Raw genomic sequence first — 26,950 nt, forward strand, 5'->3', positions numbered from 1 at the left:
TTCCAGGGTGGGGCGGTAGCAGGGCGCGCGATGATACCGGGATTGGTGGTTTTTTGAACAATATTTTGCGGGTTTCGGCCAAAAGGCACGTTTGAGCCAAAAGCGGGCACGGCGCCTGCATCAAATTCACCAAACCGTTAATGAGTTAAAAAACTGACGAACCGCAGCCGCTACCGTCTGTCAGACGGTCTAGGCTCTAGCAACTCCTTCTATCTCGCCCGAGGTCGCAATTGATGTCTCAGGAACCACTTGCACGAGAAGCAGAGGTAGCCGCATTTCGCGATGCCGTCTTGACCAAACTCACTTACGCGGTGGGCAAGGACCCGGATCACGCCTTCGACCATGACTGGTTCGAAGCCATTGCCCTGGCCGCCCGCGACCAGATGGTCGACCACTGGATGGACCACACGCGGCGTATCTACCGAAAAGGCCAGAAGCGGGTGTATTACCTCTCGCTGGAATTTCTTATCGGCCGCTTGCTCTACGACAGCCTGAGCAATCTGGGCGTGCTGGAGATCGCGCGCGACGCACTGGCTGAGCTGGGCGTCGACCTTGAGCGCATTCGTCTGCTGGAGCCCGATGCGGCGCTCGGCAACGGTGGCCTGGGGCGTCTGGCCGCGTGCTTCATGGAAAGCATGTCCACCCTCGGCATCGCCGGGCACGGTTACGGCATCCGCTACGAGCACGGCTTGTTCCGCCAGGCGATTGTCGATGGCTGGCAACAGGAACAGACCGAACGCTGGCTGGATTTCGGCAACCCATGGGAATTCGAACGCGCCGAAGTGATTTACCCGATTGGTTTTGGCGGCAGCGTCGAAACCCTGCCGGATGCGTCCGGCAAGATGATCCAGGTGTGGACGCCCGGCGAAACCGTGCGCGCGGTTGCCTACGACACGCCGGTGGTCGGCTGGCGCGGTGCCAGCGTCAACACCCTGCGCTTGTGGCGTGCGCGCGCCGTGGAGGACTTGCACCTGGAGCGCTTCAACGCCGGTGACCACTTGGGCGCCGTCGCCGAAGTGGCCCGCGCCGAAAGTATTTCCCGCGTGCTTTACCCGGCCGACAGCACCGAAGCCGGGCAGGAACTGCGCCTGCGCCAGGAGTACTTCTTCGTCTCCGCCTCGTTGCAGGATCTGCTGCGCCGCCACAAGAACATGCACGGCTCGGTACTGAGCCTGGGCGAACACGCCGCGATCCAGCTCAACGACACTCACCCGTCCATCGCCGTGGCCGAACTGATGCGTCAACTGGTGGACCTGCACGACATTCCCTGGGAAGCCGCGTGGGACGTGACCGTCGAAACGCTGTCCTACACCAACCACACCCTGCTGCCTGAAGCCCTGGAAACCTGGCCGGTCGGATTGATGGAGCGCATGTTGCCCCGGCACATGCAGATCATCTACCTGATCAACGCCCAGCACATCGACTCGCTGCGCGCTAAAGGCATCCACGATTTCGACGTGCTGCGTGCCGTTTCGCTGATCGAAGAAGACAACGGCCGTCGCGTGCGCATGGGTAACCTGGCGTTCCTCGGTTCCCACAGCGTCAACGGCGTGTCCGGCCTGCACACCCAGTTGATGCGCAGCACCGTGTTCTCCGAACTGCACAAGCTGTACCCGGAGCGCATCAACAACAAAACCAACGGCATTACCTTCCGCCGCTGGCTGTACCAGGCCAACCCCAAGCTCACGCAGATGCTGGTGGACGCGCTGGGGCCGGACATTCTCGATACCATGGAAACCCGCCTGACGGAGCTTGAAACCTTCGCCGAGAAACAGGCTTTCCGTAAAGCCTTCGCCGACCAGCGCCTGCACAGCAAGCGTGCCCTGGCCGAGATCATCCATGAGCGCCTGGGCATTTCGGTCAACCCGGCGGCGATGTTCGACGTACAGGTCAAGCGTATCCACGAGTACAAGCGCCAACTGCTGAACCTGCTGCACACCGTGGCGCTGTACCAGGCGATCCGTGCCGAGCCGGGCACCGACTGGGTGCCGCGGGTGAAGATCTTCGCGGGCAAGGCGGCGGCGAGCTATCACCAGGTCAAGCTGATCATCAAGCTGACCAACGACATCGCGCGCACCGTGAACAACGACCCGACCGTACGCGGTCTGCTCAAGGTGGTGTTCCTGCCCAACTACAACGTGAGCCTGGCAGAAAGCATCATCCCGGCGGCGGACTTGTCGGAGCAGATTTCCACCGCAGGCTTCGAGGCGTCGGGCACCAGCAACATGAAGTTCGGCCTCAACGGTGCGCTCACCATCGGCACCATGGATGGCGCGAATGTGGAGATGCACGAGCAGGTCGGCGCCGAGCACATGTTCATCTTCGGCCTCAGCGCGCAGCAGGTGGAAGCCCGCAAGCACGCCGGTGAATTCAGCGCCGGGCCGGACATCGCTGCGTCCCATCGTCTTAACGACGTGCTGCAGGCGATTCGTGGCGGCGTGTTCTCGCCGGATGATCCGGGCCGCTACGTGGGCTTGATCGACGGGCTGATCGACTACGACCGTTTCCTGGTGTGCGCCGACTTCGATTCCTACTGGGACGCCCAGGCACGGGTCGAAGCGCATTGGCACGACTCCAAGGCGTGGTGGCGTTCGGCGGTGCTCAATACTGCGCGCATGGGCTGGTTCAGTTCCGACCGCACGATCCGCGAGTACGCTACCGAGATCTGGAAAGCGCTCGACTAAACGCTGCAATGCAAAGTGTGGGAGGGGGCTTGCTCCCTCCCGCATTGGATCTGTTGCCAGACCATGAACTCTATTGCGCTTAAATCCTCTGATGAGAGGATTTAAGCCCCGACTCGCGCTAAACTGCGCGGGTTTTCAGCCCCCCATTGTCCGGAGCCTTACATGTCCCGCGTTACCTTGAGTCGCTATTTGATCGAGCAGACCCGCAGCAATAACACGCCTGCTGATCTGCGCTTCCTTATCGAAGTGGTGGCGCGTGCCTGCAAGGAAATCAGCCACGCCGTGTCCAAAGGCGCATTGGGTGGTGTCCTGGGCAGCATGGGCACTGAAAACGTGCAGGGCGAAGTGCAGAAGAAGCTCGACGTGATCTCCAACGAGATCCTGCTCGAAGCCAACGAATGGGGCGGTCACCTGGCTGGCATGGCGTCCGAGGAAATGGACAATGCCTACCAGATCCCGGGCAAATACCCGAAGGGCGCCTACCTGCTGGTATTCGACCCACTGGACGGCTCGTCCAACATCGACATCAACGCACCGGTCGGCACCATCTTCTCGGTACTACGTTGCCCCAACGAATACCTGAGCCAGAACGAAGCGCTGAACGAAAAGGCCTTTCTGCAGCCCGGCACCGAACAGGTTGCTGCCGGGTACGCGATCTACGGCCCGCAGACCATGCTGGTGCTGACTCTGGGCGACGGCGTAAAAGGCTTCACCCTGGACCGCGAAATGGGCAGCTTCGTACTCACCCACGAAGACATCACCATTCCTGCGTCCACCCAGGAATTTGCGATCAACATGTCCAACCAGCGTCACTGGGAAGAGCCGGTGACCCGCTATGTTGGCGAGCTGATGGCCGGCGAAGAAGGCCCGCTGAAGAAAAACTTCAACATGCGCTGGGTGGCTGCGATGGTCGCCGACGTGCACCGTATCCTCACCCGTGGTGGCTTGTTCATGTACCCACGCGACAGCCGCGAGCCGTCCAAGCCGGGCAAGCTGCGCCTGATGTACGAAGCCAACCCGATGTCGTTCCTGGTTGAGCAGGCGGGCGGTGCGTCCACCGACGGTCACCAGCGCATCCTCGACATCCAGCCTGAAGGCCTGCACCAGCGTGTGGCGGTGTTCCTGGGTTCGAAGGAAGAAGTTGAGCGTGTGACGGCCTATCACAAGAAGTAAGCGCGTGCGATAAACAATCCGCCGCGTTGTGAGGCGGATCACCCTTGAAGAAGCCCCGAAACGTTTCAGCGTTTTCGGGGCTTTTTTTGTTTTTGCGTGTCGGGAACCAGACCCCCTTTTCCCTTCTAAGGTTCTGGCAGATACCCACGCTGCTTCGCCCTTCCAGGAGTTTATCCATGTCGTTACGTCGTCTCGCCTTGCTGACTTTTTGCGTGCTGCTGGCCGCTTGCAGCAAGGTCAATCAAGAGAATTACGCAAAGTTGTCGGCCGGGATGCCCAAGGCTGAGGTGGAGTCGTTGCTGGGCACTCCGACTGACTGTTCCGGCGCACTGGGCATGTCCAGCTGCACCTGGGGCGATAAAAACAGTTTTATCAGCGTTCAATATGCCGGTGACAAGGTTGTGTTGTTTTCCGGGCAAGGCCTGAAGTAAACCGGGGCGCAAGCCTGCGGGAGAAGAAGAATGATGCGTTTTGTTTTGTTCCTTTGCGCCAGCCTGTTTTTGGCGGGCTGCGCCAGCCATTCTGGCGATGATCTGCAACCCAAGACCGCGAGCAACGTCAACCTCAAGCGTTACCAGGGCACCTGGTACGAGTTGGCTCGATTGCCGATGTACTTCCAGCGCAACTGCGCGCAGTCGGAAGCTCGCTACAGCCTGCTGCCGGATGGCGACATGTCGGTATTCAACCGCTGCCTGACCACCGAGTGGAAGTGGGAAGAAGCCAAGGGCACCGCCACACCGCAAGTGCCGGGCAAGACCGACAAGCTCTGGGTGGAATTCAATAACTGGTTTACCGCGCTGCTGCCTGGCGTAGCCAAGGGCGACTACTGGGTGTTGTACGTCAGCGATGACTACAAGACCGCCATCGTTGGCAGCCCGAGCCGTCGCTACATGTGGATCCTGTCGCGTACACCAACGGTGAGCGCTGAAACTCGTGAAGACCTGCTCAGCAGGGCGCGGCAACAGGGCTATGACACCACACGCCTGATCTTCCGCACCTCGGACAAGCAGATGGCCAAGACCTCGCAATAACCTCGACAACACCCTGAACCCAATGTGGGAGGGGGCTTGCTCCCGATAGCAGTGCATCAGTCGCCATATTCATGACTGACATGCCGCAATCGGGAGCAAGCCTCCTCCCACATTTTTTATCCGAGTAGAGTCCTCAACACCTGCGTGAAGGCCCTCGCGCTTTCATCTTCGTCGGCATGATGCCCATCGCGCACCACCCATTTGCCGTTCACCAGCACATCGCGCACCTGCCGATCTCCTCCGGCGAACAGCCAGCGATTGAGAATCCCATCCCCGCTTGCCGTGGCCAGGTACGGATCATCACCGTCAAGCACGATCCAGTCCGCCCGCTTGCCCACTTCCAATCGACCAACCGGTTGCCCCAGCGCCTGGGCCCCACCGTCCAGCGCGGCATCAAACAGCGTACGGCCGACCATCGGCTGATCGGAGCGATACAGACGATTGCGCCGCTGATCCCGCAACCGCTGGCCATATTCCAGCCAGCGCAATTCCTCCACCACGCTCAGCGACACATGGCTGTCGGAGCCGATGCCCATGCGCCCACCCTGGGCGAGAAAATCCACCGCCGGAAAAATCCCGTCACCCAGATTCGCCTCAGTGGTCAGACACAGCCCTGCAATCGCACGGCTTCTGGCCATGCGCGCGACTTCGTCCGCGTCGGCGTGGGTGGCGTGCACCAGGCACCAGCGCTCATCGACTTCAACGTTGTCATACAGCCATTGCAGCGGACGCTTGCCGCTCCAGGCCAGGCAATCGTCGACTTCTTTCTGCTGCTCGGCGATGTGGATATGCACGGGGCACGCCTTGTCACCGGCTGCCAGCACGTCGTGGATCTGCTGCGGGGTGACCGCCCGCAGCGAGTGGAAACACAGCCCCAGCTGCTGCGCCGGTTGTGCCGCCAGCATCGGTCGCAAGCGGGCCTGCAGGTCCAGGTAACTGTCGGTGCTGTTGATAAAACGCCGCTGGCCCTCGTTCGGCGCCTGGCCACCAAACCCCGAGTGGGTGTAGAGCACCGGTACCAGCGTCAGGCCGATACCGCTGTGGGCGGCCGCCTGGCTGATCTGCCGCGACAGCTCGGCGCGGTCGGCGTAAGGCTGGCCGCTGACATCGTGATGCACGTAATGAAACTCGGCCACCGAGGTGTAGCCGGCCTTGAGCATTTCGATGTACAGCTGGCGCGCGATCACCTGCAACTGGTCCGGGCTGATCTTGCCGACCATGCGGTACATCAGCTCGCGCCAGGTCCAGAAACTGTCATTCGGGTTGCCCGCCACTTCCGCCAGGCCGGCCATGGCGCGCTGGAAGGCATGGGAATGCAGGTTCGGCATGCCGGCCAACAGCGGGCCCCTGAGCCGCTCGGCACCCTGTGCATCGGCATTGGCCTCGACCCGAGTCAACAGGCCGTCGGTGCCCACCTCAAGGCGTACATCGTTGGCCCATCCATCAGGCAGCAGCGCGCGTTCGGCAAAGAATGCGGACATGATCAGAAGACTCCGGTCGTGTGTTTATTTGTATATACATATACAGACGTTTGCCTGCTCGGTAAACTCCGGCAATCTATGCTTCTTTTTCCCCTGCAAGGATTCCCTGTGCCGACTCCGCCTGCCAAGTCTTCGCTGGCTGCCCACATGGACGAAAGTCCGGCGCCCTTGTATGCCCGCGTCAAACAGATGATCAGCCAGCAGATTCTCAACGGCAACTGGCCGCCCCATTACCGCGTGCCGTCGGAAAGCGAACTGGTCAGCCAGTTGGGCTTCAGCCGCATGACCATCAACCGCGCCCTGCGCGAACTCACCGCCGAAGGGTTGCTGGTGCGCATGCAGGGCGTGGGCACATTCGTCGCTGAACCCAAGAGCCAGTCGGCACTGTTCGAAGTACACAACATTGCCGATGAGATTGCCTCGCGCGGCCATCGTCATACCTGCCAGGTCATCCACCTGTGCGAAGAGGCTGCCGGTTCCGAGCGCGCCGTTGCGCTGGAAATGCGTGAAGGCGGACGGGTGTTCCACTCGCTGATCGTGCACTACGAAAACGATATCCCCGTGCAGATCGAAGACCGCTTCGTCAACGCCGCGGTCGCGCCCGACTACCTGCAGCAGGACTTCACCCGGCAAACCCCCTACGCATACCTCAACCAGGTGGCGCCGCTCACCGAAGGCGAGCATGTGGTCGAAGCGATTCTTGCTGACGCCGCCGAATGCAAACTGCTGCAGATCGAGCCGAGCGAACCTTGCCTGTTGATTCGCCGGCGCACCTGGTCGGGCCGTCAGCCGGTAACCGCCGCGCGCTTGATCCACCCCGGTTCCCGGCACAGCCTCGAAGGGCGTTTCAGCAAATGAGTGAAGTCAGCGTGTGGCGCGCCACCGACTATGTGCGCATGCCCTGGAAAAATGGCGGCGGCAGCACCGAAGAAATCACCCGTGATGCAGGAGAAGGCCTGGATGGGTTTGGCTGGCGTCTGTCGATTGCCGATATTGCCGAATCGGGCGGGTTCTCCACCTTCGCCGGCTACCAGCGCGTGATCACCGTGATCAAGGGCGCAGGCATGGTGCTCACCGTGGACGGCGAGGAGCAGCGCGGCCTCTTGCCGCTGCAACCCTTCGCCTTCAGTGGCGACAGTCAGGTGTCCTGCCGCCTGATCACCGGGCCGATTCGCGATTTCAACCTGATCTATTCGCCCCAGCGTTACCACGCGCGTTTGCAATGGGTGGACGGCGTGCAGCGCTTTTTCAGCACCGCGCAGACGGTGCTGGTGTTCAGCGTGGCGGATGAAGTGAGGGTGCTGGACCAGAAACTGGGTCATCACGATTGCCTGCAAGTGGCGGGTAATACCGGCTTGCTGGATATTTCCGTGGCAGGCCGTAGCTGCATTATCGAATTGACCGCGCGCGGTTAAAAAATGTGGTGGGGAGGCTTGCTCCCTCCCACATTTACTCTGTGGTGTTTACAAATCGGTGCACCAATTTGTTACCGAATGCCCCAGCGTGATGCAGCTCCAGTATTCGCCCTCGTTGAAAACACCCATCCGGGAAATTTCACAAAAGCTCACAAAGCCTTAATTCTCAAGGCTCCCGTGTACTCGATAAAAAATTCTTCCTGACGGACTCAGCAAGTTGGCCGCTCGATTGCATATGCTTGTACATACAAGTAAAGGTGTGTGCGTAAGACTCTTCTTCTCACGCACCTGTTCGCGCATCGATCGCCCAGGAGTCAGAGTTGTGACCAAGCCTACCCAGTTCCGTGATGTCGAAATCCGTGCCGCCCGCGGTAACAAGCTCACCGCTAAAAGCTGGCTGACCGAAGCGCCGCTGCGCATGTTGATGAACAACCTCGACCCGCAAGTGGCCGAGAACCCGAAAGAACTGGTGGTGTACGGCGGCATCGGCCGTGCGGCGCGCAACTGGGAGTGCTACGACCAGATCGTCGAGAGCCTCACCCATCTGAACGACGACGAAACCCTGCTGGTGCAATCGGGCAAGCCGGTCGGCGTGTTCAAAACCCACAGCAACGCGCCACGCGTGCTCATCGCCAACTCCAACCTGGTGCCGCACTGGGCCAGTTGGGAACACTTCAACGAACTGGACGCCAAGGGCCTGGCCATGTACGGCCAGATGACCGCCGGCAGCTGGATCTACATCGGCAGCCAGGGCATCGTCCAGGGCACTTACGAAACCTTCGTCGAAGCCGGTCGCCAACATTACGACAGCAACCTCAAGGGCCGCTGGGTGCTCACCGCCGGCCTCGGCGGCATGGGCGGCGCGCAGCCACTCGCGGCCACGCTGGCCGGTGCGTGCTCGCTGAACATCGAATGCCAGCAGGTCAGCATCGATTTCCGTCTGGCCAGCCGCTATGTCGACGAGCAGGCCACCGACCTCGACGACGCCCTGGCCCGCATCGCCAAATACACCCAGGAAGGCAAGGCCATTTCCATCGCTCTGCTGGGTAACGCTGCCGAAATCCTGCCGGAACTGGTCAAGCGCCGCGTGCGTCCAGACATGGTCACCGACCAGACCAGCGCCCACGACCCACTCAACGGCTACCTGCCGGCCGGCTGGACCTGGGACGAATACCGCGCCCGCGCCAAAACCGAGCCGGCCGTCGTGATCCAGGCCGCGAAGCAGTCGATGGCCGTGCATGTAAAAGCCATGCTCGAATTCCAGAAGCAGGGCATCCCGACCTTCGACTACGGCAACAACATCCGCCAGATGGCCCAGGAAGTAGGCGTGGAAAACGCCTTCGATTTTCCGGGCTTCGTGCCGGCCTATATCCGCCCGCTGTTCTGCCGTGGCATCGGCCCGTTCCGCTGGGCCGCGCTGTCGGGCGACCCGCAGGACATCTACAACACCGACGCCAAAGTCAAAGAGCTGATCCCGGACGACGCCCACCTTCACAACTGGCTGGACATGGCGCGTGAACGCATCAGCTTCCAGGGCCTGCCGGCGCGTATCTGCTGGGTCGGCCTGGGCCAGCGCGCCAAGCTGGGCCTGGCCTTCAACGAAATGGTGCGCAGCGGCGAACTGTCGGCCCCGGTGGTAATCGGCCGCGATCACCTGGACTCCGGCTCGGTGGCCAGCCCCAACCGCGAAACCGAATCCATGCAGGATGGCTCCGATGCCGTGTCCGACTGGCCGCTGCTCAACGCCTTGCTCAACACTGCGAGCGGCGCGACCTGGGTCTCGCTGCACCACGGCGGCGGCGTGGGCATGGGCTTCTCCCAGCATTCGGGCATGGTCATCGTCTGCGACGGCACCGATGAAGCGGCCGAACGCATCGCGCGGGTATTGCACAACGACCCGGCCACCGGGGTGATGCGGCATGCGGACGCCGGCTACCAGATCGCGATCGACTGCGCCAAAGAGCAGGGCCTCAATCTCCCGATGATCAAATAGGCAATGTGGAAGAGCTTTTGTGGGAGCTGGCTTGCCTGCGATGCAGGCGACTCGGTCTTTCAGGAACACCCAAGTGATGCCATCGCAGGCAAGCCAGCTCCCACAAAGGCCAGCTCCCAAAGATGAGCGGTTTTCGTACCCCACACTCCATCAGAGGTTGAACACCCATGGCGGCAAACGACAGCACCCCGCTGATCGAAAAACGTTCGATCGACTACATCCCGGAAGCGGAAAGACACGGTCGTCTCCTGAGCCAGTTCACCCTGTGGCTCGGCGCCAACCTGCAGATCACCGCCATCGTCACCGGGGCCCTGGCGGTGGTGCTGGGCGGTGACGTGTTCTGGTCGTTGATCGGTCTGTTGATCGGCCAACTGATCGGCGGCGGCGTCATGGCCCTGCATGCGGCGCAAGGGCCCAAGCTCGGCCTGCCGCAGATGATCTCCAGTCGTGTGCAGTTCGGGGTGTACGGCGCGGCCATTCCGATTGTGCTGGTGTGCCTGATGTACCTGGGCTTCACCGCCACCGGCACCGTGCTGTCCGGCCAGGCGCTGGGCCAGTTGTTCGGCGTCAGTGACAGCACCGGTATCCTGATGTTCGCCAGTGTCATCGTGCTGGTCACGGTGCTTGGCTATCGGGTGATCCATTTCATCGGCCGCGTCGCCAGCGTCATTGGGGTGGTGGCGTTTGTCTATCTGTTCAGCCGTCTGATGAGCCAGGCCGACGTTGGCGCGCTCCTGCAAATCCGTCACTTCAGCTGGAGCAGTTTCCTGCTGGCGGTGTCGCTCGCGGCCTCCTGGCAGATCGCATTCGGCCCGTACGTGGCGGACTACTCACGCTACCTGCCGAGCCGCACGTCCTCACTGAAAACCTTCCTCGCCGCCGGTGCCGGTTCGGTGATCGGCGCGCAGGTGGCGATGATCCTCGGTGTGTTCGCCGCCGCGTTGTCCAACGGGCAATTCGCCGGTCACGAAGTGGCCTACATCGTCGGCCTGGGCGGCACGGGGGCCACCGCTGCGTTGCTGTATTTCAGCATCGCGTTCGGCAAGGTCACGATTTCCACCCTGAACTCCTACGGCAGCTTCATGTGCATCGCGACCATCATCAGCGGCTTTCGCGGTCGCCTCGAAGTCACGCGCTGGCAGCGTCTGGGGTTTGTGCTGGCCATCGTCGGCGCGGCAACCCTGATCGCGCTGCTCGGCCAGCACTCGTTCCTCGGTGCGTTCAAGTCGTTCATCCTGTTTCTGCTGGCGTTCTTCACACCGTGGAGCGCGATCAATCTGGTCGACTATTACTGCATCACCCGCGAGCGCTATGACGTGCCGGCCCTGGCCGATCCGAACGGACGCTACGGGCGTTGGAACCTGCTGGGCATCAGCGTCTATGCGTTTGGCGTGCTGGTGCAGTTGCCGTTCATCTCCACCAAGTTCTACACCGGCCCGCTGGTGGCCGCCCTCGGTGACGTGGATATCTCCTGGATCATCGGCCTGGTGCTGCCCGCCGGCCTGTATTACCTGTGCGCAAAAAAATGGCACAGCGCGGTACCTGACCACCTGATCCTGCCGCCAGAGCAGGGCGCTGCGCCAATAAAAACCAGGCCGGTTGCACAGGCCTGATGGGACGTGGACAGGGCAGGACGCCTACTGACTGCCGTAATCCATTTCAAGATTGGGAGCGTCACCACAATGAAAATACATAAGACCCTGCTGGCCACTCTGTTTCTGGCAAGCGCCGGCGCCCAGGCGGCCGGTTGGTGTGAATCCGGCAAGCCGGTGAAGTTTGCAGGCCTCAACTGGGAAAGCGGCATGCTGCTGACCGATATCCTGCAAACCGTGCTGGAAAAAGGCTACGACTGCAAAACCGACAGCCTGCCGGGCAACTCCATCACCATGGAAAACGCCCTGGGCAGTAACGACATTCAGGTGTTCGCCGAAGAGTGGGTGGGCCGTAGCGAAGTCTGGAACAAGGCCGAGAAGGCCGGCAAGGTCGTGGGCGTCGGCGCGCCTATCGTCGGTGCGATCGAGGGCTGGTACGTGCCGCGTTACGTGATCGAAGGCGACGCCAAGCGCAAGCTTGCCGCCAAGGCGCCGGACCTGAAGAACATCGCGGATCTGGCCAAATACGCCCAGGTGTTCAAGGACCCGGAAGAACCGTCCAAGGGCCGCTTCTACAACTGCCCGGCCGGCTGGACCTGTGAGCTGGACAACAGCGAAATGCTGAAAAGCTACGGCCTGGAGAACACCTACACCAACTTCCGCCCGGGCACCGGCCCGGCGCTGGATGCGGCGGTGCTGTCGAGCTACAAGCGTGGCGAGCCGATCCTGTTCTACTACTGGTCGCCGACGCCGCTGATGGGTCAGGTCGACCTGGTCAAACTGCAGGAAAAACCCGGCGTGGATAAAAGCGTGAGCATCAAGGTCGGCCTGTCCAAGGCATTCCATGAACAGGCACCGGAACTGGTGGCCGTGCTGGAAAAGGTCAACCTGCCCATCGACCTGCTCAACCAGAACCTGGGCCGTATGGCCAAGGAGCGTATCGAATCGCCGAAACTGGCGAAAATATTCCTCAAGGAACATCCTGAGGTCTGGCACGCCTGGGTCAGCGACGAGGCCGCCAAAAAAATCGACGCGGCCTTGTAGGTCAAGCGCGTCCGGCTACCCTGAAGGGCTGGCCGGGCGCCCGGCCACACCCCATTGGATCGAGAGCACGCTATGTTTCCTGAGAGTTTTACGTTTTCCATCGCCGACTGGGTCAACGAGTGGGTGGACGCACTGGTCACCAACTACGGCGATGTGTTCCGGCACATCTCCGACACCCTGTTGTGGGCCATCGTCAACCTGGAAGGCCTGCTGCGCGCCGCGCCCTGGTGGCTGATGCTGGCGATTGTCGGCGCCATTGCCTGGCACGCCACGCGCAAGGTGGTGACCACCGCTGTGATCGTCGGTTTGCTATTTCTGGTGGGCGCCGTGGGCCTGTGGGACAAGCTGATGCAGACCCTGGCGCTGATGATGGTCGCCACGGTGATCTCGGTGTTGATCGGCATTCCGCTGGGCATCCTGTCGGCGCGCAGCAATCGCTTGCGTGCGGTGCTGATGCCGCTGCTCGACATCATGCAGACCATGCCCAGCTTCGTGTACCTGATCCCGGTGCTGATGCTGTTCGGCCTGGGCAAGGTGCCGGCGATCTTCGCCACGGTGATCTACGCCGCGCCACCGCTGATTCGCCTCACTGACCTGGGTATTCGCCAGGTTGACGGCGAAGTCATGGAAGCCATCAACGCCTTCGGCGCCAACCGTTGGCAGCAACTGTTCGGCGTGCAATTGCCACTGGCCCTGCCGAGCATCATGGCCGGCATCAACCAGACCACCATGATGGCATTGTCGATGGTGGTGATCGCCTCGATGATCGGCGCCCGTGGCCTGGGTGAAGACGTACTGGTCGGCATCCAGACCCTCAACGTTGGCCGTGGCCTTGAGGCCGGCCTTGCGATTGTGATTCTCGCGGTGGTCATCGACCGCATCACCCAGGCCTATGGTCGTCCACGGCATGAGGCGAGCAAATGAGTACCGTCAGCAAAATTGAAGTCAGGAACGTATTCAAGATTTTCGGCAATCGATCCAAAGACGCGCTGGCGCTGATCGGCCAGGGCAAGACCAAGGACCAGGTGCTGGCCGAGACCGGCTGCGTGGTCGGGGTCAATGACCTGTCCCTGAGCATCGCCACCGGCGAGATCTTCGTGATCATGGGCCTGTCGGGTTCCGGCAAGTCGACCCTGGTGCGCCATTTCAACCGCCTGATCGACCCCACCAGCGGCGCGATCCTGGTGGACGGTGAAGACATCCTGCAACTGAACATGGAAGCGCTGCGCCAATTCCGTCGGCACAAAATCAGCATGGTGTTCCAGAGCTTCGGCCTGCTGCCGCACAAGAGCGTGCTCGACAACGTTGCCTATGGCCTCAAGGTGCGCGGCGAGAGCAAGCAGGTGTGCGCCGAACGTGCAGCGCACTGGGTCGACACCGTAGGCCTCAAGGGCTACGAAAACAAATACCCGCACCAGCTTTCCGGCGGCATGCGCCAGCGCGTCGGCCTGGCCCGCGCGCTGGCGGCCGACACCGACATCATCCTGATGGACGAAGCCTTCAGCGCCCTCGACCCGCTGATCCGCGCCGAGATGCAGGACCAGTTGCTCGAACTGCAAAAGACGCTGCACAAGACCATCGTGTTCATCACCCACGATCTGGACGAGGCCGTGCGCATCGGCAACCGCATTGCGATCCTCAAGGACGGCAAGCTGATCCAGGTCGGTACGCCGCGCGAGATTCTGCACTCGCCGGCAGATGAGTATGTGGACCGGTTTGTTCAGCGGCGGGCGGCGGTGGTCTGATCAGGGGTTTGTGGTGAGCCGGCCGGCCCCATTGCAGGCAAGCCAGCTCCCACAGGGGAATGCATTCCAAATGTGGGAGCTGGCTTGCCTGCGATGAGGCTAGTGAAGCTGCAAAGCAATTGAAGAAGGTACAAAGATGCCCCAGCCAGCAACAATCCTCATCGCCGACGCCCCCCTGCGCTGGCAGGACGTGGTCGCCGTCGCCCGCCACGGCGCCGTGCTCGAACTCTCGGGCCAGGCCTGGGCACGCATCGACAATGCCCAGGCCATCGTGCAGCGCATCGTCACCAGCGGCGAGCGCGCCTATGGCGTCAACACCGGGCTGGGGGCGCTGTGCAATGTGTCACTTGAGGGCGAACAGCTCAGCCAGTTGTCGCGCAACACCCTGCTGAGCCACGCCTGCGGCGTCGGCCCGGCGCTGAGTGACGAGCAGACCCGCGCGATCATCTGCGCCGCCATCATCAACTACAGCCACGGCCACTCAGGCCTGCATCGGCAGGTGGTGCAAGCGCTGCTGGCGTTGCTCAACCACGGCATCACCCCGCAAGTGCCGTCCCAGGGATCGGTGGGTTACCTGACCCATATGGCCCATGTCGGCGTAGCCTTGCTGGGAATTGGCGACGTGAGCTATCGCGGGCAGATCGTCCCGGCGCAGGACGCATTGAAGGCAGAAGGGTTGCAGCCCGTGACGCTCGGCGCCAAGGACGGTTTGTGCCTGGTCAACGGCACGCCGTGCATGACCGGCCTGAGCTGCCTGGCCCTGGCTGACGCGCATCACCTGCTGCAATGGGCCGACGTGATCGGCGCCATGAGCTTCGAGGCCCAGCGCGGCCAGCTCGATGCGTTTGACGAAGAGATCCTCGCCCTCAAGCGCCACCCCGGTATGCAGCACGTCGGCAGCAACCTGCGCGCGCTGCTCGCCGGCAGTGAAGTGATCGCCGGCAGCAGGGGCATCCGCACCCAGGACGCCCTGAGCCTGCGCTCGATCCCGCAGATCCACGGCGCCTCGCGCGATCAGGTGGAGCACGCGACCCGCCAGATCGAAACCGAGCTCAACGGCGCCACCGACAACCCGCTGCTGCTTGGCACGCCGGACCATTACCGCGTGGTGTCCCAGGCCAACCCCCACGGTCAGTCCGTGGCCATGGCCGCCGACCTGCTCGCCATCGCGATGGCCGAAATCGGCGCGGTGGCCGAGCGGCGCCTGGACCGCCTGATCAACCCGCACGTCAGCGGCCTGCCGGCCTTTCTGGTGAGCAACCCCGGGGTGAACTCCGGAATGATGATCGTGCAATACGTCGCCGCGTCGCTGTGCGGCCAGAACCGCCAGCTGGCGCAACCGGCGGTGCTCGACAACTTCGTCACCTCGGGCCTGCAGGAAGACCACCTGAGCATGGGCACCAACGCCGCGCTCAAGCTGCACCAGCTGCTGGCCAACGTGACGCGGATTCTGGCCATCGAATACCTGCTGGCCGCCCAGGCGTTCGAGTTTCTCAAGGACCAGCGCTTCGGCGCAGGCACCGATCGCGCCTGGCGTCTGCTGCGCGAGGTGGTCCCCGCGTATGAGCAGGACCGCTGGCTGGCGCCGGACATTGAAGCCGCCGCCAGGGTGCTCACCGACACTGCATTACCGAATTTGCATTGAAATCAAAAAATAATTCACAAGGAGCATGAACGTGACTGCACTCAACCTGATTCCAGGCCAACTGAGCCTCGCCCAACTGCGCACCGTCTACCAGCAGTCGGTCACCCTCAGCCTGGATGACAGTGCATCGAACCAGATCGAAGCCAGCGTCGCCTGCGTGGAACAGATTCTCGCCGAGAACCGCACTGCCTACGGCATCAACACCGGGTTCGGCCTGCTGGCCTCGACCCGCATCGCCAGCGAAGACCTGGAAAACCTGCAGCGCTCGCTGGTGCTGTCCCACGCCGCCGGCGTCGGCGAACCCATCAGCGACGCGCTGGTGCGGCTGGTCATGGTGCTCAAGGTCAACAGCCTGAGCCGCGGGTTTTCCGGGATCCGTCGTCAGGTGATCGACGCACTGATTGCGTTGATCAACGCCGAGGTCTACCCGCACATTCCGCTCAAGGGGTCGGTAGGTGCCTCCGGCGACCTCGCGCCCCTGGCGCACATGTCCCTGGTGCTGCTGGGCGAGGGCAAGGCGCGCTACAAAGGCGAATGGCTGACGGCCGTGGACGCGCTGAAAATCGCCGGCCTCACGCAGCTGACCCTCGCCGCCAAGGAAGGCCTGGCGCTGCTCAACGGCACCCAGGTGTCCACCGCCTATGCCTTGCGCGGGCTGTTCGAAGGCGAAGACCTGTTTGCCGGCGCGCTTGTTTGCGGCGGCCTCACGGTTGAAGCGGTACTGGGCTCACGCTCACCGTTCGACGCGCGAATCCACGCCGCGCGCGGCCAGCGTGGGCAGATCGATGCGGCGGCGGCCTACCGATCGCTGCTCGGTGACAGCAGCCAGGTGTCGCAGTCGCACCAGAACTGCGACAAGGTGCAGGACCCTTATTCCCTGCGCTGCCAGCCGCAAGTGATGGGCGCCTGCCTGACCCAGTTGCGCCAGGCGGCCGAGGTGCTGGTGGTCGAAGCCAACGCGGTGTCGGACAACCCGCTGGTGTTCGCCGCCGAAGGTGATGTGATCTCCGGTGGCAACTTCCACGCCGAGCCGGTCGCGATGGCCGCCGACAACATGGCGCTGGCGCTGGCTGAGATCGGCGCGCTGAGCGAGCGGCGCATCTCGCTGATGATGGACAAGCACATGTCGCAATTGCCGCCGTTTCTGGTGGGCAATGGCGGGGTCAACTCAGGCTTCATGATCGCTCAGGTCACAGCCGCTGCGCTGGCCAGCGAGAACAAAGCCCTCGCTCATCCCCACAGTGTCGACAGCCTGCCCACCTCCGCCAACCAGGAAGATCACGTATCGATGGCCCCGGCCGCCGGCAAGCGTCTGTGGGAAATGGCCGAGAACACCCGAGGCATCCTTGCCGTGGAATGGCTGGCAGCCTGCCAGGGCCTGGACCTGCGCGACGGCCTCAAAACCTCGCCGGTACTTGAACAGGCCCGAGGCTTGCTGCGCAATAAAGTGGCGTTCTACGACAAGGACCGCTTCTTCGCCCCGGACATCATCGCCGCCAGCGAACTGCTTGCCGGTCGCTGCCTGAACGAGCTGGTGCCGGCGCAGTTGCTGCCGAGCCTGTAACGAGGAGGTTGGATGAAAACCCTTTGGCAACACTGTCACGTCGCAACCATGACTGACGGCACCTACTCGATCATCGAGGACGCCGCCCTGGTCACCGCCGATTCGCTGATCGAATGGATCGGCCCGCGCAGCCAGTTGCCGGCGGCGGACTGCGCTCAGGTGCATGACCTGCAAGGCGCCTGGGTCACCCCCGGGCTGATCGACTGCCATACCCACACCGTGTTCGGCGGCAACCGCAGCGGCGAATTCGAGCAGCGCCTTCAGGGCGTGAGTTATGCCGAGATCGCCGCTCAGGGCGGCGGCATTGCCAGTACCGTGCGCGCCACGCGTGCCGCCAGCGAAGACGAGCTGTTCGCCAGCGCCCACAAGCGCCTGCGCAGCCTGTTGAGAGACGGCGTGACCACGGTGGAGATCAAGTCCGGCTACGGCCTGGACCTGGCCAACGAACGCAAGATGCTGCGCGTGGCCCGTCGCCTCGGTGACGCGCTGCCGGTGAGCGTGCGCGCCACCTGCCTGGCCGCACACGCACTGCCACCGGAATACAAGGACCGTGCCGACGACTACATCGAGCACATCTGCAACGAGATGCTGCCGGCCCTGGCGGCAGAGGGGCTGGTGGATGCGGTCGACGCGTTCTGCGAGTACCTGGCGTTTTCCACCGAGCAGGTGGAGCGTGTGTTCAAGGTTGCCCAGCAGCTCGGCTTACCGGTGAAGCTGCACGCCGAGCAATTGTCGTCGCTGCACGGCTCCAGCCTGGCGGCACGCTACCACGCGCTGTCGGCCGATCATCTGGAGTTCATGACCGAGGAAGACGCCATCGCCATGGCGGCCTCTGGCACTGTCGCGGTATTGCTGCCGGGCGCGTTCTACTTCCTGCGCGAAACCCAGTTGCCGCCGATGGACGCCCTGCGCAAACACGGCGTGAAAATCGCCATCGCCAGCGACCTCAACCCCGGCACCTCGCCGGCACTGTCGGTGCGCCTGATGCTGAATATGGCGTGCACCCTGTTTCGCATGACGCCGGAAGAAGCCCTGGCCGGCGCCACGCGGCATGCGGCCACCGCGCTGGGCATGGGTGACACCCATGGTTCGCTGGAAGTGGGCAAGGTCGCCGATTTTGTCGCCTGGCAGATTGATCGCCCCGCCGACCTGGCCTACTGGCTGGGCGGCGAACTGGACAAACGCGTGGTGCGCCACGGCGTCGACGTCACTGTGTAAGGAGCATTGCTGTGGATAAGGTTCTGAACTTCAAACAAGGCCGCACGCCGCTGCTGATCAGCATGCCCCACGCCGGCTTGCGCCTCACGCCTGCGGTCGAGGCCGGGTTGATCCCCGAGGCGCAAAGCCTGCCGGACACCGACTGGCACATCCCCACGCTGTACGACTTTGCCGAGGAGTTGGGCGCCAGCACCCTATCGGCGCAGTACTCGCGGTTTGTCATCGATCTGAACCGGCCGTCGGACGATAAACCGCTGTACGCCGGCGCCACCACCGGCCTGTATCCGGCCACATTGTTCGATGGCGTGCCGTTGTTCCTGGAAGGGCAGGTGCCGTCCGACGAGGAGCGCGTGACCTACCTGCAAAAGATCTGGGGCCCTTACCACCGTCAACTGCAGGAAGAGCTGGCCCGTCTCAAGGCCGAGTTCGGCTATGCGTTGCTGTTCGACGCACATTCGATCCGCTCGGTGATCCCGCACCTGTTCGACGGCAAACTCCCGGACTTCAACCTCGGCACCTTCAACGGCGCCGCCTGCGACCCGGCGTTGGCCGGCCGGCTGGAAGCCGTTTGCGCCGGTCACCCGCAGTACACCCATGTGCTCAACGGACGCTTCAAGGGCGGTCATATCACCCGGCATTACGGCAACCCGGCGCAGGATATCCACGCGGTGCAACTGGAGCTGTGCCAGAGCGCCTACATGGAAGAGGTTGAGCCGTTCCGCTATCGCCCTGACCTGGCCGAGCCAACACGGGTGGTGCTCAGGCAGTTGCTTGAACAGATGCTGGCCTGGGGCCGGGCGCGCTATTCCTAGACACAACACAGAACGCCTGTGGAAGGGAGTAAGCCCGCTAACGTTGACTTTCAGGTAACCACATCCCTGTGGCGAGCGGGCAAGCCCTAATGCCGTTCAGTTAAGGAAAATTTGTGGGCTTATGTGGCGAGCGGGCTTGCCCCGCGTTGGGGTGCGAAGCTCCCCCAATCCAGCAAAACTCGGTGTACCTGATACGGCTCAGCGCCTGGTTCTGGGGCTGCTGTGCAGCCCAACGCAGGACAAGCCTGCTCGCCACAGGGAATCTGCGCTTAACTGAACGGCATTAGGGCACGCCCGCTCGCCACAGAGGCTCCAGTTTGCGCCGTGGCAGCGCTAAGTGCCCCACATTGGAGGGTATTCACAGCGTTGCCTGCTCAAGGACATGCTCATTGCACAATTCGGGTTTATGATGCCGGACGGCAGAATAATAGAAGTCCCCCCAGGGATGAACCCGACCCCCTACGGAGCGCGCAATGCAGACTTGGTACCCGCAGATCAAACCCTACGCCCGGCACGATCTGGCCGTCGATGACACCCATACCCTGTATGTCGATGAAAGTGGCTCCCCCGAAGGCTTGCCTGTCGTCTTCATCCACGGTGGTCCTGGTTCCGGTTGCGATGCGCAGAGCCGCTGCTATTTCGATCCGAACCTGTACCGCATCGTCACTTTCGACCAGCGCGGCTGCGGGCGCTCCACCCCCCGCGCGAGCCTGGAAAACAACACCACCTGGGACCTGGTCGCCGACCTTGAGCGCATCCGTGAGCACCTGGGCATCGACAAATGGGTGCTGTTCGGCGGTTCCTGGGGCTCGACGTTGTCCCTGGCTCTATGCCCAGACCCACCCCGAGCGAGTGCATGGGCTGATCGTTCGCGGCATTTTCCTGGCGCGCCCGCAGGACATTCACTGGTTTTACCAGGAAGGCGCCAGCCGTCTGTTCCCCGACTACTGGCAGGACTACCTCGCGCCGATCCCGGCGGACGAGCGCCACGACATGATTGCGGCCTACCACAAGCGCCTTACCGGCAACGACCAGATCGCCCAGATGCACGCGGCCAAGGCCTGGTCCGGCTGGGAAGGGCGCATGCTCGGCCTGTGCCCGAGCCCGCAGCATGTGGAGCGGTTCTCCGAGCCGCAGCGTGCGCTGTCCATCGCGCGTATCGAGTGCCACTACTTCACCAACAACTCGTTCCTGGAACCCAACCAGCTGATTCGCGACATGCACAAGATCGCCCATCTGCCTGGCGTCATCATCCACGGTCGCTACGACATGATCTGCCCGCTGGATAACGCCTGGGAGCTGCATCAGGCCTGGCCCAACAGCGAGCTGCAAGTGATCCGCGAAGCCGGGCATGCGGCGTCCGAGCCCGGCATCACCGATGCCCTGGTGCGCGCGACCGGCGAGATGGCACGGCGCCTGCTTGATCTGCCGCCAGAAGAAGCATGAAGGGGCTGCTGCAACGGGTGCGTGGCGCCCGGGTCGAAGTGGCCGGTGAGGTCGTAGGGGCCATTGACCAGGGTTTGCTGGTGCTGGTGGCGGTCGAGCCTTCAGATACGCCGCAGAGCGCCGACAAATTGCTGCACAAGCTGCTTAACTACAGAGTGTTCAGCGACGACGAGGGCAAGATGAACCTGTCGTTGAAGGACGTTGACGGCGGCTTGCTGCTGGTATCGCAGTTCACCCTGGCGGCGGATACCAAAAGCGGGTTGCGCCCAAGCTTCACCACGGCGGCACCGCCGGCCCTGGGCGCGGCGCTTTTTGATCACTTGTTGTTACAAGCGCAACAATTGCATGGCAAGGTGGCTTCAGGGCGCTTCGGCGCCGATATGCAGGTGCATCTGGTCAATGATGGCCCTGTGACCTTCCTGTTACAGACGTGAATGTACTAAAAACGACTTCAAGGCTTAAAAAACGTGGGGTTTCGCTATAAATACTTCGTTGTCCCTGATGCGTTGTCTCGCGGGCTACTAGATAATCGCGCGCTACGGGGATCAGCTTGGTTTGGTCCAATTTTGACTTAGGTAGAGACTTGTCTGACGACCAGCGGGGAATCATTTTGCCCCATGGGAGTCGGAACAATGCTCGCCAACCTGGCATTTAGATAGCTGGCCGTTGGTTTTTTGATCTGTTTTCGGCGAGGGTTGCTCGTGATTGTTAGTCCCTGTAATGCACCAAAATTGTCTGCCAAACGGTTACGAAACGCACTGGTAACGGGCTCTGCCCTGTTTTGCCTGTTCGGCGCGGGTCAACTGTGGGCATTCAGTCTGGACGATGTGTCGGCCAAGGCTAAAGAGCTGGCTGGGCAGAAATACGAAGCTCCGCGCAGCAATCTGCCGAACGAATTCCGTGAAATGAAATTTGCGGACTACCAGAAAATTCGTTTCCGCAACGAAAAAGCCGAATGGGCCGATCAGAACACTCCGTTCAAGCTGTCCTTCTATCACCAGGGTATGCACTTCGATACGCCGGTGAAAATCAATGAAGTGACCGCCGACAGCGTTCAGGAAATCAAATACGACCCGACGCGCTTCGATTTCGGCGACGTCAAGTTTGATCCCAAGGCCACCGAACAACTGGGTTACGCCGGTTTCCGTGTGCTGTACCCGATCAACCAGAACGACAAGCAAGACGAAATCATGACCATGCTCGGCGCGAGCTATTTCCGCGTCGTCGGCAAGGGCCAGACCTACGGCCTGTCCGCGCGTGGCATGGCGATCGACACTGCCCTGCCGTCCGGCGAAGAGTTCCCGCGCTTCACCGAATTCTGGGTCGAACGCCCCAAGCCCGGTGAAAAACAACTGGTCATCTATGCGCTGCTCGACTCGCCACGCGCCACCGGCGCCTACCGCCTGACTCTGCGCCCTGGCAGCGACACCATCGTCGACGTCAAATCGCAGATGTTCCTGCGTGACAAGGTCAGCAAGCTCGGCGTTGCGCCGTTGACCAGCATGTTCCTGTTCGGCGCCAATCAGCCGTCCAAGGTGCTCAACTACCGTCGCGAGCTGCATGATTCCAGCGGCCTGTCGATCCATGCCGGCAACGGCGAGTGGATCTGGCGCCCGCTGAACAATCCAAAACACTTGTCGGTCAGCAACTTCGGCGTCGAGAACCCGCGTGGTTTCGGCCTGCTGCAACGTGGCCGCGACTTCAGCCACTATGAAGACCTCGACGACAACTACGACAAGCGCCCAAGCGCCTGGATCGAGCCTGAAGGCGACTGGGGCAAAGGCACCGTCGACCTGGTAGAGATCCCGACCGCCGACGAAACCAACGACAACATCGTTGCGTTCTGGAGCCCGGCCGAGCTGCCGAAAGTCGGCGAGCCGCTGGACGTTTCCTATCGCCTGCACTGGACCATGGACGAAAAAGCCCTGCACCCGACCGACAGCGCCTGGGTCAAGCAGACCCTGCGTTCGACCGGCGACGTCAAGCAGTCCAACCTGATCCGTCAGCCGGATGGCACCGTGGCCTACCTGGTGGACTTCGAGGGTCCGTCCCTGAAAAACCTGCCGCCCGATGCTCCAGTGCGCAGCCAGGTGAGCGTTGGCGACAACGCTGAACTGGTTGAAAACAGCGTGCGCTACAACGAGCACACCAAAGGCTGGCGTTTGACCCTGCGCATGAAGATCAAGGACGCAGGCAAGCCGACCGAAATGCGTGCCGCGCTGGTGCAGGATGTTGCCCCGCCTGCGCCCGAGCAGGACACCAGTCACGTGCTAAAGGCTGACAAAGTGCTGGCCAAGCAACACGAGAAACAGGCTAAAAAGGACGCCAAGGAAGCGAAAGACAAGGAAGCCAAGCAGCCGGACGCCGCCCCAGCCACACCAGAGCCGATCAAGACCGAACAAGTCCTGAGCGAGACCTGGAGCTACCAGTTGCCAGCCGATGAGTAATTCTCAAGCCAAGCCAGAGACGTTGTCCGAGTACCTGGCGCATCTGCCGATGACCGCTGAGCAACGTGCCGAACTGGCCGGTTGCTCATCCTTCAGCGAGTTGCACGAACGCTTGTCGTCCGCCACCTTCGACGCACCGGTCGACGCCGCTCAGGCGTCGGTTGGCCGGCGCCTGACGCTCAACAGCGCCGAAGAACTTCAGGACGCGGAAATGCTCGCGCTCGATGCCAGCGGTCGCGTGTGCCTCAAGGCCACGCCGCCGATCCGGCGCACCAAGGTCGTGCCGGAGCCATGGCGCACCAATATCCTGGTGCGCGGCTGGCGCCGTATCACCGGGCGCTCCAACCCGCCAGCGCCACCCAAGGACGAGCGCGTATTGCCGGCCGCGCGCTGGCGTACCGTGGGTTCGATCCGCCGCTATATCCTGCTGGTGCTGATGCTCGGCCAGACCATCGTGGCCGGCTGGTACATGAAAGGCATCATGCCGTACCAGGGCTGGTCGCTGGTCGACTTCGACGAGATCCGCAACCAGACCCTGCTGCAAACCGCCACTCAGGTCCTGCCTTACGCCCTGCAAACCAGCATCCTGATCATGTTCGGGATTCTGTTCTGCTGGGTGTCGGCGGGTTTCTGGACCGCGCTGATGGGCTTCCTCGAATTGCTGACCGGTCACGACAAATACCGGATCTCCGGTAAAAGCGCTGGCGACGAGCCCATTCCAAAAGACGCGCGCACCGCGCTGGTAATGCCGATCTGCAACGAAGACGTGCCGCGTGTATTCGCGGGTTTGCGCGCCACGTTCGAATCGGTGGCCGCCACCGGTGACTTGGATCGCTTCGACTTCTTCGTGCTCAGCGACAGTAACGAAGCCGACATCTGCATCGCCGAACAGCAAGCCTGGCTCGACGTGTGCCGCGAAGCCGGCGGTTTCGGCAAGATTTTCTATCGTCGTCGTCGTCGTCGCGTCAAGCGCAAGAGCGGCAACCTCGACGACTTCTGCCGTCGCTGGGGCGGTGAATACAAGTACATGGTGGTGCTCGACGCCGACAGCGTGATGAGCGGCGAATGCCTGACCAGCCTGGTGCGCCTGATGGAAGCTACGCCGGATGCCGGGATTATCCAGACCGCGCCGCGTGCGTCGGGCATGGATACCCTGTATGCGCGCATGCAGCAGTTCGCCACTCGCGTGTACGGCCCGCTGTTCACCGCCGGCCTGCACTTCTGGCAGTTGGGTGAATCCCACTACTGGGGTCACAACGCGATCATCCGCATGAAGCCGTTTATCGAGCATTGCGCCCTGGCGCCATTGCCAGGCAAAGGCGCGTTCGCCGGTTCCATTCTGTCCCACGACTTCGTTGAAGCCGCGCTGATGCGCCGTGCCGGCTGGGGCGTGTGGATTGCCTACGACCTGCCGGGCAGCTACGAAGAACTGCCGCCGAACCTGCTCGACGAACTCAAGCGTGACCGCCGCTGGTGTCACGGCAACCTGATGAACTTCCGCCTGTTTCTGGTCAAGGGCATGCACCCGGTGCACCGTGCGGTGTTCCTGACCGGTGTTATGTCCTACCTGTCGGCGCCGTTGTGGTTCCTGTTTCTGGTGCTGTCCACCGCGTTGCTGGCGGTGAACACGCTGATGGAGCCGCAGTACTTCATGGCGCCGCGCCAGTTGTATCCGTTGTGGCCGCAATGGCATCCAGACAAGGCGGTGGCGCTGTTCTCCACCACCATTGTGCTGCTGTTCCTGCCTAAACTGCTGAGCATCATCCTGATCTGGGTCAAGGGCGCGAAAGAGTTCGGCGGCAAGTTCAAGGTGACCCTGTCGATGCTGCTGGAGATGCTGTTCTCCATGCTGCTGGCGCCGGTGCGGATGATCTTCCACACCCGCTTCGTTCTCGCCGCGTTCCTCGGCTGGGCTGCGACCTGGAATTCACCGCAGCGTGACGACGACTCCACACCTTGGAGCGAAGCGGTCAAGCGCCACGGTCCGCAAACGGTGTTGGGCTTCCTGTGGGCGCTGCTGGTGGTGTGGTTGAACCCAAGTTTCCTGTGGTGGCTGGTGCCGATTGTCGGTTCGCTGATGCTGTCGATTCCGGTGTCGGTGATTTCCAGCCGGGTCAACCTGGGGCTCAAGTCCCGCGACGAGAGCCTGTTCCTCATCCCTGAGGAATACAACCCGCCGCAGGCGCTGCTGTCGACCGAGAAGTACACCCACGAAAACCGCTGGCACGCCCTCAATGACGGGTTCGTGCGTTCGGTGGTCGACCCGCAGCAGAACGCCCTGGCCTGTGCTCTGGCGACCTCGCGGCACCGTGAAGCGGAGCCGATCGAGTACCTGCGCGTCGAGCGTGTGCGCCATGCGTTGAAGGTCGGCCCTGCCGGCCTGACCAACGCCGAGCGTGTGGCCTTGCTCAGCGACCCGGTCGCCCTGGCTCGCCTGCATGAGCAGGTCTGGAACGAAGGACATGCCGAGTGGCTTGACGCCTGGCGTGCCTCGATCAAGGCTGATCCCCACGCGCCATTGCTGCCACTGCAGCCGCAAGCGTCGCGGGCCCAACCGGCCTGATTCAGACGCCCCCGAGGGTTCTCCTCGGGGGCGTTTCCAGCGCTGGTCCTACAGCGTTTCCGGCTTCTTCCTTTAAGCGTTAACCCCTTGTTATTTCGAAACAAAAGACCTTTGTTCGAGACGTATTGCCGCGCCTGTGGCTCGGGTAGCATCGCCCCCCAATTCAATGCGCCACGGGGGCACTCATGATCAAAAGGTTCTGTTCGGCATGGCTGATCGGCGTTGTCGCATTGATGCACGCCGGAGTGTCGGCGGCCGGTGCGCTGGACGACGCCGTGCGCCGTGGCGTGCTCAAAGTAGGCACCACGCCCACTTACACCCCTTTCGAAATGAAGGACAAGCAGGGACGCATTGTCGGTTTCGAGATCGACCTGCTGCGCACCATGAGCCGCGCCCTGGGTGTCGAGCTGGAGCTGGTCGTGGTGCCGTATACAGAGCTGATGCCGGGGCTGATGGCGAAGAAGTTCGACTTGATCGGCAGCGGCATGACCGTCACCCAGGAGCGCAACCTCACGCTCAACTTCAGCGACTCCTTTATCGTAGTGGGCCAGACCGTGTTGCTGCATCCGCGGCTGGCCGGCAAGGTGTCCAGCATCGAAGACCTCGACGAGGCGGGCTATCACATCGCTGTCAAGCAGGGCACCACTGGCGAGGCTGCCGCGCGACGCTTTCTGCGCTCGCCCCGGTTCAGCAGTTTCGAGACCCCCGAAGAAGGCGTGCGGCAGGTGGTGGAGGGCAAGGTCGATGCGTTCATTCACGACGCGCCCTACAACCTGATCGCCATGACGCGTCCGGAAAACGCCACCTTGCTGACCCTGGAGCAGCCCTTCACCTTTGAACCGCTGGCGTTCGGCCTTAAAAAGGGTGATTACGACAGCGTCAACTGGATCAACCACTTTCTCAACCAGGTAGCTCAGGACGGTACCTACGATCACCTGCACGACAAGTGGTTCAAGGACACTGACTGGATGGCGGACGTGGAGTGAAGGTCATGACGGCGACAAGATTTACCCGTGAAACCTTTGTGACAGGCAGCGAGTGAGTTAGGATCGCACCCCGAAATGGTGCAGCCCTTTTTGCGCGCCGACCTTACAAGA

General features: G+C 62.2%; 20 protein-coding genes and 1 pseudogene. 20 read left to right on the forward strand and 1 reads right to left on the reverse strand.

Features of this window, described 5'->3' with window-relative positions; genetic code table 11:
• Positions 1-233: 233 nt before the first annotated feature.
• The 4 genes from VRB54_RS01555 to VRB54_RS01570 all read left to right on the forward strand — a co-directional run bounded on the left by VRB54_RS01555 (position 234) and on the right by VRB54_RS01570 (position 4,888).
• Positions 234-2,684 (forward strand): glycogen/starch/alpha-glucan phosphorylase, encoded by a 2,451-nt coding sequence (locus tag VRB54_RS01555; protein ID WP_338479259.1) that lies wholly within the window; start codon positions 234-236, stop codon positions 2,682-2,684.
• Positions 2,685-2,846: 162 nt separating this feature from the next.
• Positions 2,847-3,857, forward strand: coding sequence for a class 1 fructose-bisphosphatase (locus VRB54_RS01560; RefSeq protein ID WP_003237460.1), 1,011 nt, complete (start codon positions 2,847-2,849; stop codon positions 3,855-3,857).
• A 176-nt stretch (positions 3,858-4,033) separates the two neighbouring features.
• On the forward strand, positions 4,034-4,288 hold the full coding sequence (locus VRB54_RS01565; RefSeq protein WP_209987470.1) for a hypothetical protein: 255 nt from the start codon (positions 4,034-4,036) through the stop codon (positions 4,286-4,288).
• A gap of 30 nt (positions 4,289-4,318) precedes the next feature.
• Positions 4,319-4,888, forward strand: coding sequence for a lipocalin family protein (locus VRB54_RS01570; protein ID WP_338479260.1), 570 nt, complete (start codon positions 4,319-4,321; stop codon positions 4,886-4,888).
• Between the two features lie 116 nt (positions 4,889-5,004).
• Here VRB54_RS01570 and VRB54_RS01575 read toward each other — a convergent pair whose 3' ends face one another.
• The gene (locus VRB54_RS01575; protein ID WP_338479261.1) at positions 5,005-6,369 is read right to left on the reverse strand and encodes a formimidoylglutamate deiminase; all 1,365 of its coding nucleotides are present in this window, start codon (positions 6,367-6,369) and stop codon (positions 5,005-5,007) included.
• Between the two features lie 147 nt (positions 6,370-6,516).
• Between VRB54_RS01575 and hutC the strand changes: the two genes are divergently transcribed.
• From hutC to VRB54_RS01655, 16 genes and pseudogenes are all read left to right on the forward strand, one after another.
• On the forward strand, positions 6,517-7,227 hold the full coding sequence (gene hutC, locus VRB54_RS01580; RefSeq protein ID WP_422396088.1) for a histidine utilization repressor: 711 nt from the start codon (positions 6,517-6,519) through the stop codon (positions 7,225-7,227).
• Positions 7,224-7,784, forward strand: a complete 561-nt coding sequence (locus tag VRB54_RS01585) for a HutD family protein (protein WP_338479263.1) — start codon at positions 7,224-7,226, stop codon at positions 7,782-7,784. Before hutC ends, VRB54_RS01585 begins: the two co-directional genes overlap by 4 nt.
• A 322-nt stretch (positions 7,785-8,106) precedes the next feature.
• A complete protein-coding gene (hutU, locus tag VRB54_RS01590; RefSeq protein ID WP_338479264.1) occupies positions 8,107-9,777 on the forward strand; it encodes a urocanate hydratase in 1,671 nt (556 codons plus the stop codon).
• 167 nt (positions 9,778-9,944) lie between these two features.
• Positions 9,945-11,390, forward strand: coding sequence for a cytosine permease (locus VRB54_RS01595; RefSeq protein WP_338479265.1), 1,446 nt, complete (start codon positions 9,945-9,947; stop codon positions 11,388-11,390).
• Positions 11,391-11,459: 69 nt separating this feature from the next.
• Positions 11,460-12,413: an ABC transporter substrate-binding protein gene (locus tag VRB54_RS01600; RefSeq protein WP_209987498.1), complete on the forward strand. Its 954-nt coding sequence runs from the start codon at positions 11,460-11,462 to the stop codon at positions 12,411-12,413.
• A 72-nt stretch (positions 12,414-12,485) separates the two neighbouring features.
• Positions 12,486-13,337, forward strand: a complete 852-nt coding sequence (locus VRB54_RS01605; RefSeq protein WP_338479266.1) for a proline/glycine betaine ABC transporter permease — start codon at positions 12,486-12,488, stop codon at positions 13,335-13,337.
• Positions 13,334-14,158: a glycine betaine/L-proline ABC transporter ATP-binding protein gene (locus VRB54_RS01610; protein WP_338479267.1), complete on the forward strand. Its 825-nt coding sequence runs from the start codon at positions 13,334-13,336 to the stop codon at positions 14,156-14,158. Before VRB54_RS01605 ends, VRB54_RS01610 begins: the two co-directional genes overlap by 4 nt.
• Positions 14,159-14,294: 136 nt before the next feature.
• Entirely contained in the window at positions 14,295-15,803 is a 1,509-nt protein-coding gene (locus VRB54_RS01615; RefSeq protein ID WP_338479268.1) for a histidine ammonia-lyase, read from the forward strand.
• 25 nt (positions 15,804-15,828) lie between these two features.
• Positions 15,829-17,367: a histidine ammonia-lyase gene (gene hutH, locus VRB54_RS01620; RefSeq protein ID WP_338479269.1), complete on the forward strand. Its 1,539-nt coding sequence runs from the start codon at positions 15,829-15,831 to the stop codon at positions 17,365-17,367.
• 12 nt (positions 17,368-17,379) lie between these two features.
• On the forward strand, positions 17,380-18,585 hold the full coding sequence (gene hutI, locus VRB54_RS01625) for an imidazolonepropionase (protein ID WP_338479270.1): 1,206 nt from the start codon (positions 17,380-17,382) through the stop codon (positions 18,583-18,585).
• An 11-nt stretch (positions 18,586-18,596) separates the two neighbouring features.
• On the forward strand, positions 18,597-19,397 hold the full coding sequence (gene hutG, locus VRB54_RS01630; RefSeq protein ID WP_338479271.1) for an N-formylglutamate deformylase: 801 nt from the start codon (positions 18,597-18,599) through the stop codon (positions 19,395-19,397).
• Between the two features lie 473 nt (positions 19,398-19,870).
• A pseudogene (gene pip, locus VRB54_RS01635) lies at positions 19,871-20,843 on the forward strand (prolyl aminopeptidase).
• A complete protein-coding gene (gene dtd, locus VRB54_RS01640; RefSeq protein WP_338479272.1) occupies positions 20,840-21,277 on the forward strand; it encodes a D-aminoacyl-tRNA deacylase in 438 nt (145 codons plus the stop codon). Before pip ends, dtd begins: the two are co-directional and overlap by 4 nt.
• Before the next feature lie 267 nt (positions 21,278-21,544).
• Entirely contained in the window at positions 21,545-23,290 is a 1,746-nt protein-coding gene (locus tag VRB54_RS01645) for a glucan biosynthesis protein G (protein WP_338479273.1), read from the forward strand.
• Entirely contained in the window at positions 23,283-25,853 is a 2,571-nt protein-coding gene (gene mdoH / locus VRB54_RS01650) for a glucans biosynthesis glucosyltransferase MdoH (RefSeq protein WP_338479274.1), read from the forward strand. The genes VRB54_RS01645 and mdoH overlap by 8 nt, the downstream gene beginning before the upstream one ends.
• Positions 25,854-26,038: 185 nt before the next feature.
• On the forward strand, positions 26,039-26,839 hold the full coding sequence (locus VRB54_RS01655) for a transporter substrate-binding domain-containing protein (protein WP_338479275.1): 801 nt from the start codon (positions 26,039-26,041) through the stop codon (positions 26,837-26,839).
• The last annotated feature ends 111 nt before the right edge of the window (positions 26,840-26,950 follow it).

Source organism: Pseudomonas trivialis, from assembly GCF_036864995.1.
Classification (GTDB): domain Bacteria; phylum Pseudomonadota; class Gammaproteobacteria; order Pseudomonadales; family Pseudomonadaceae; genus Aquipseudomonas; species Aquipseudomonas trivialis.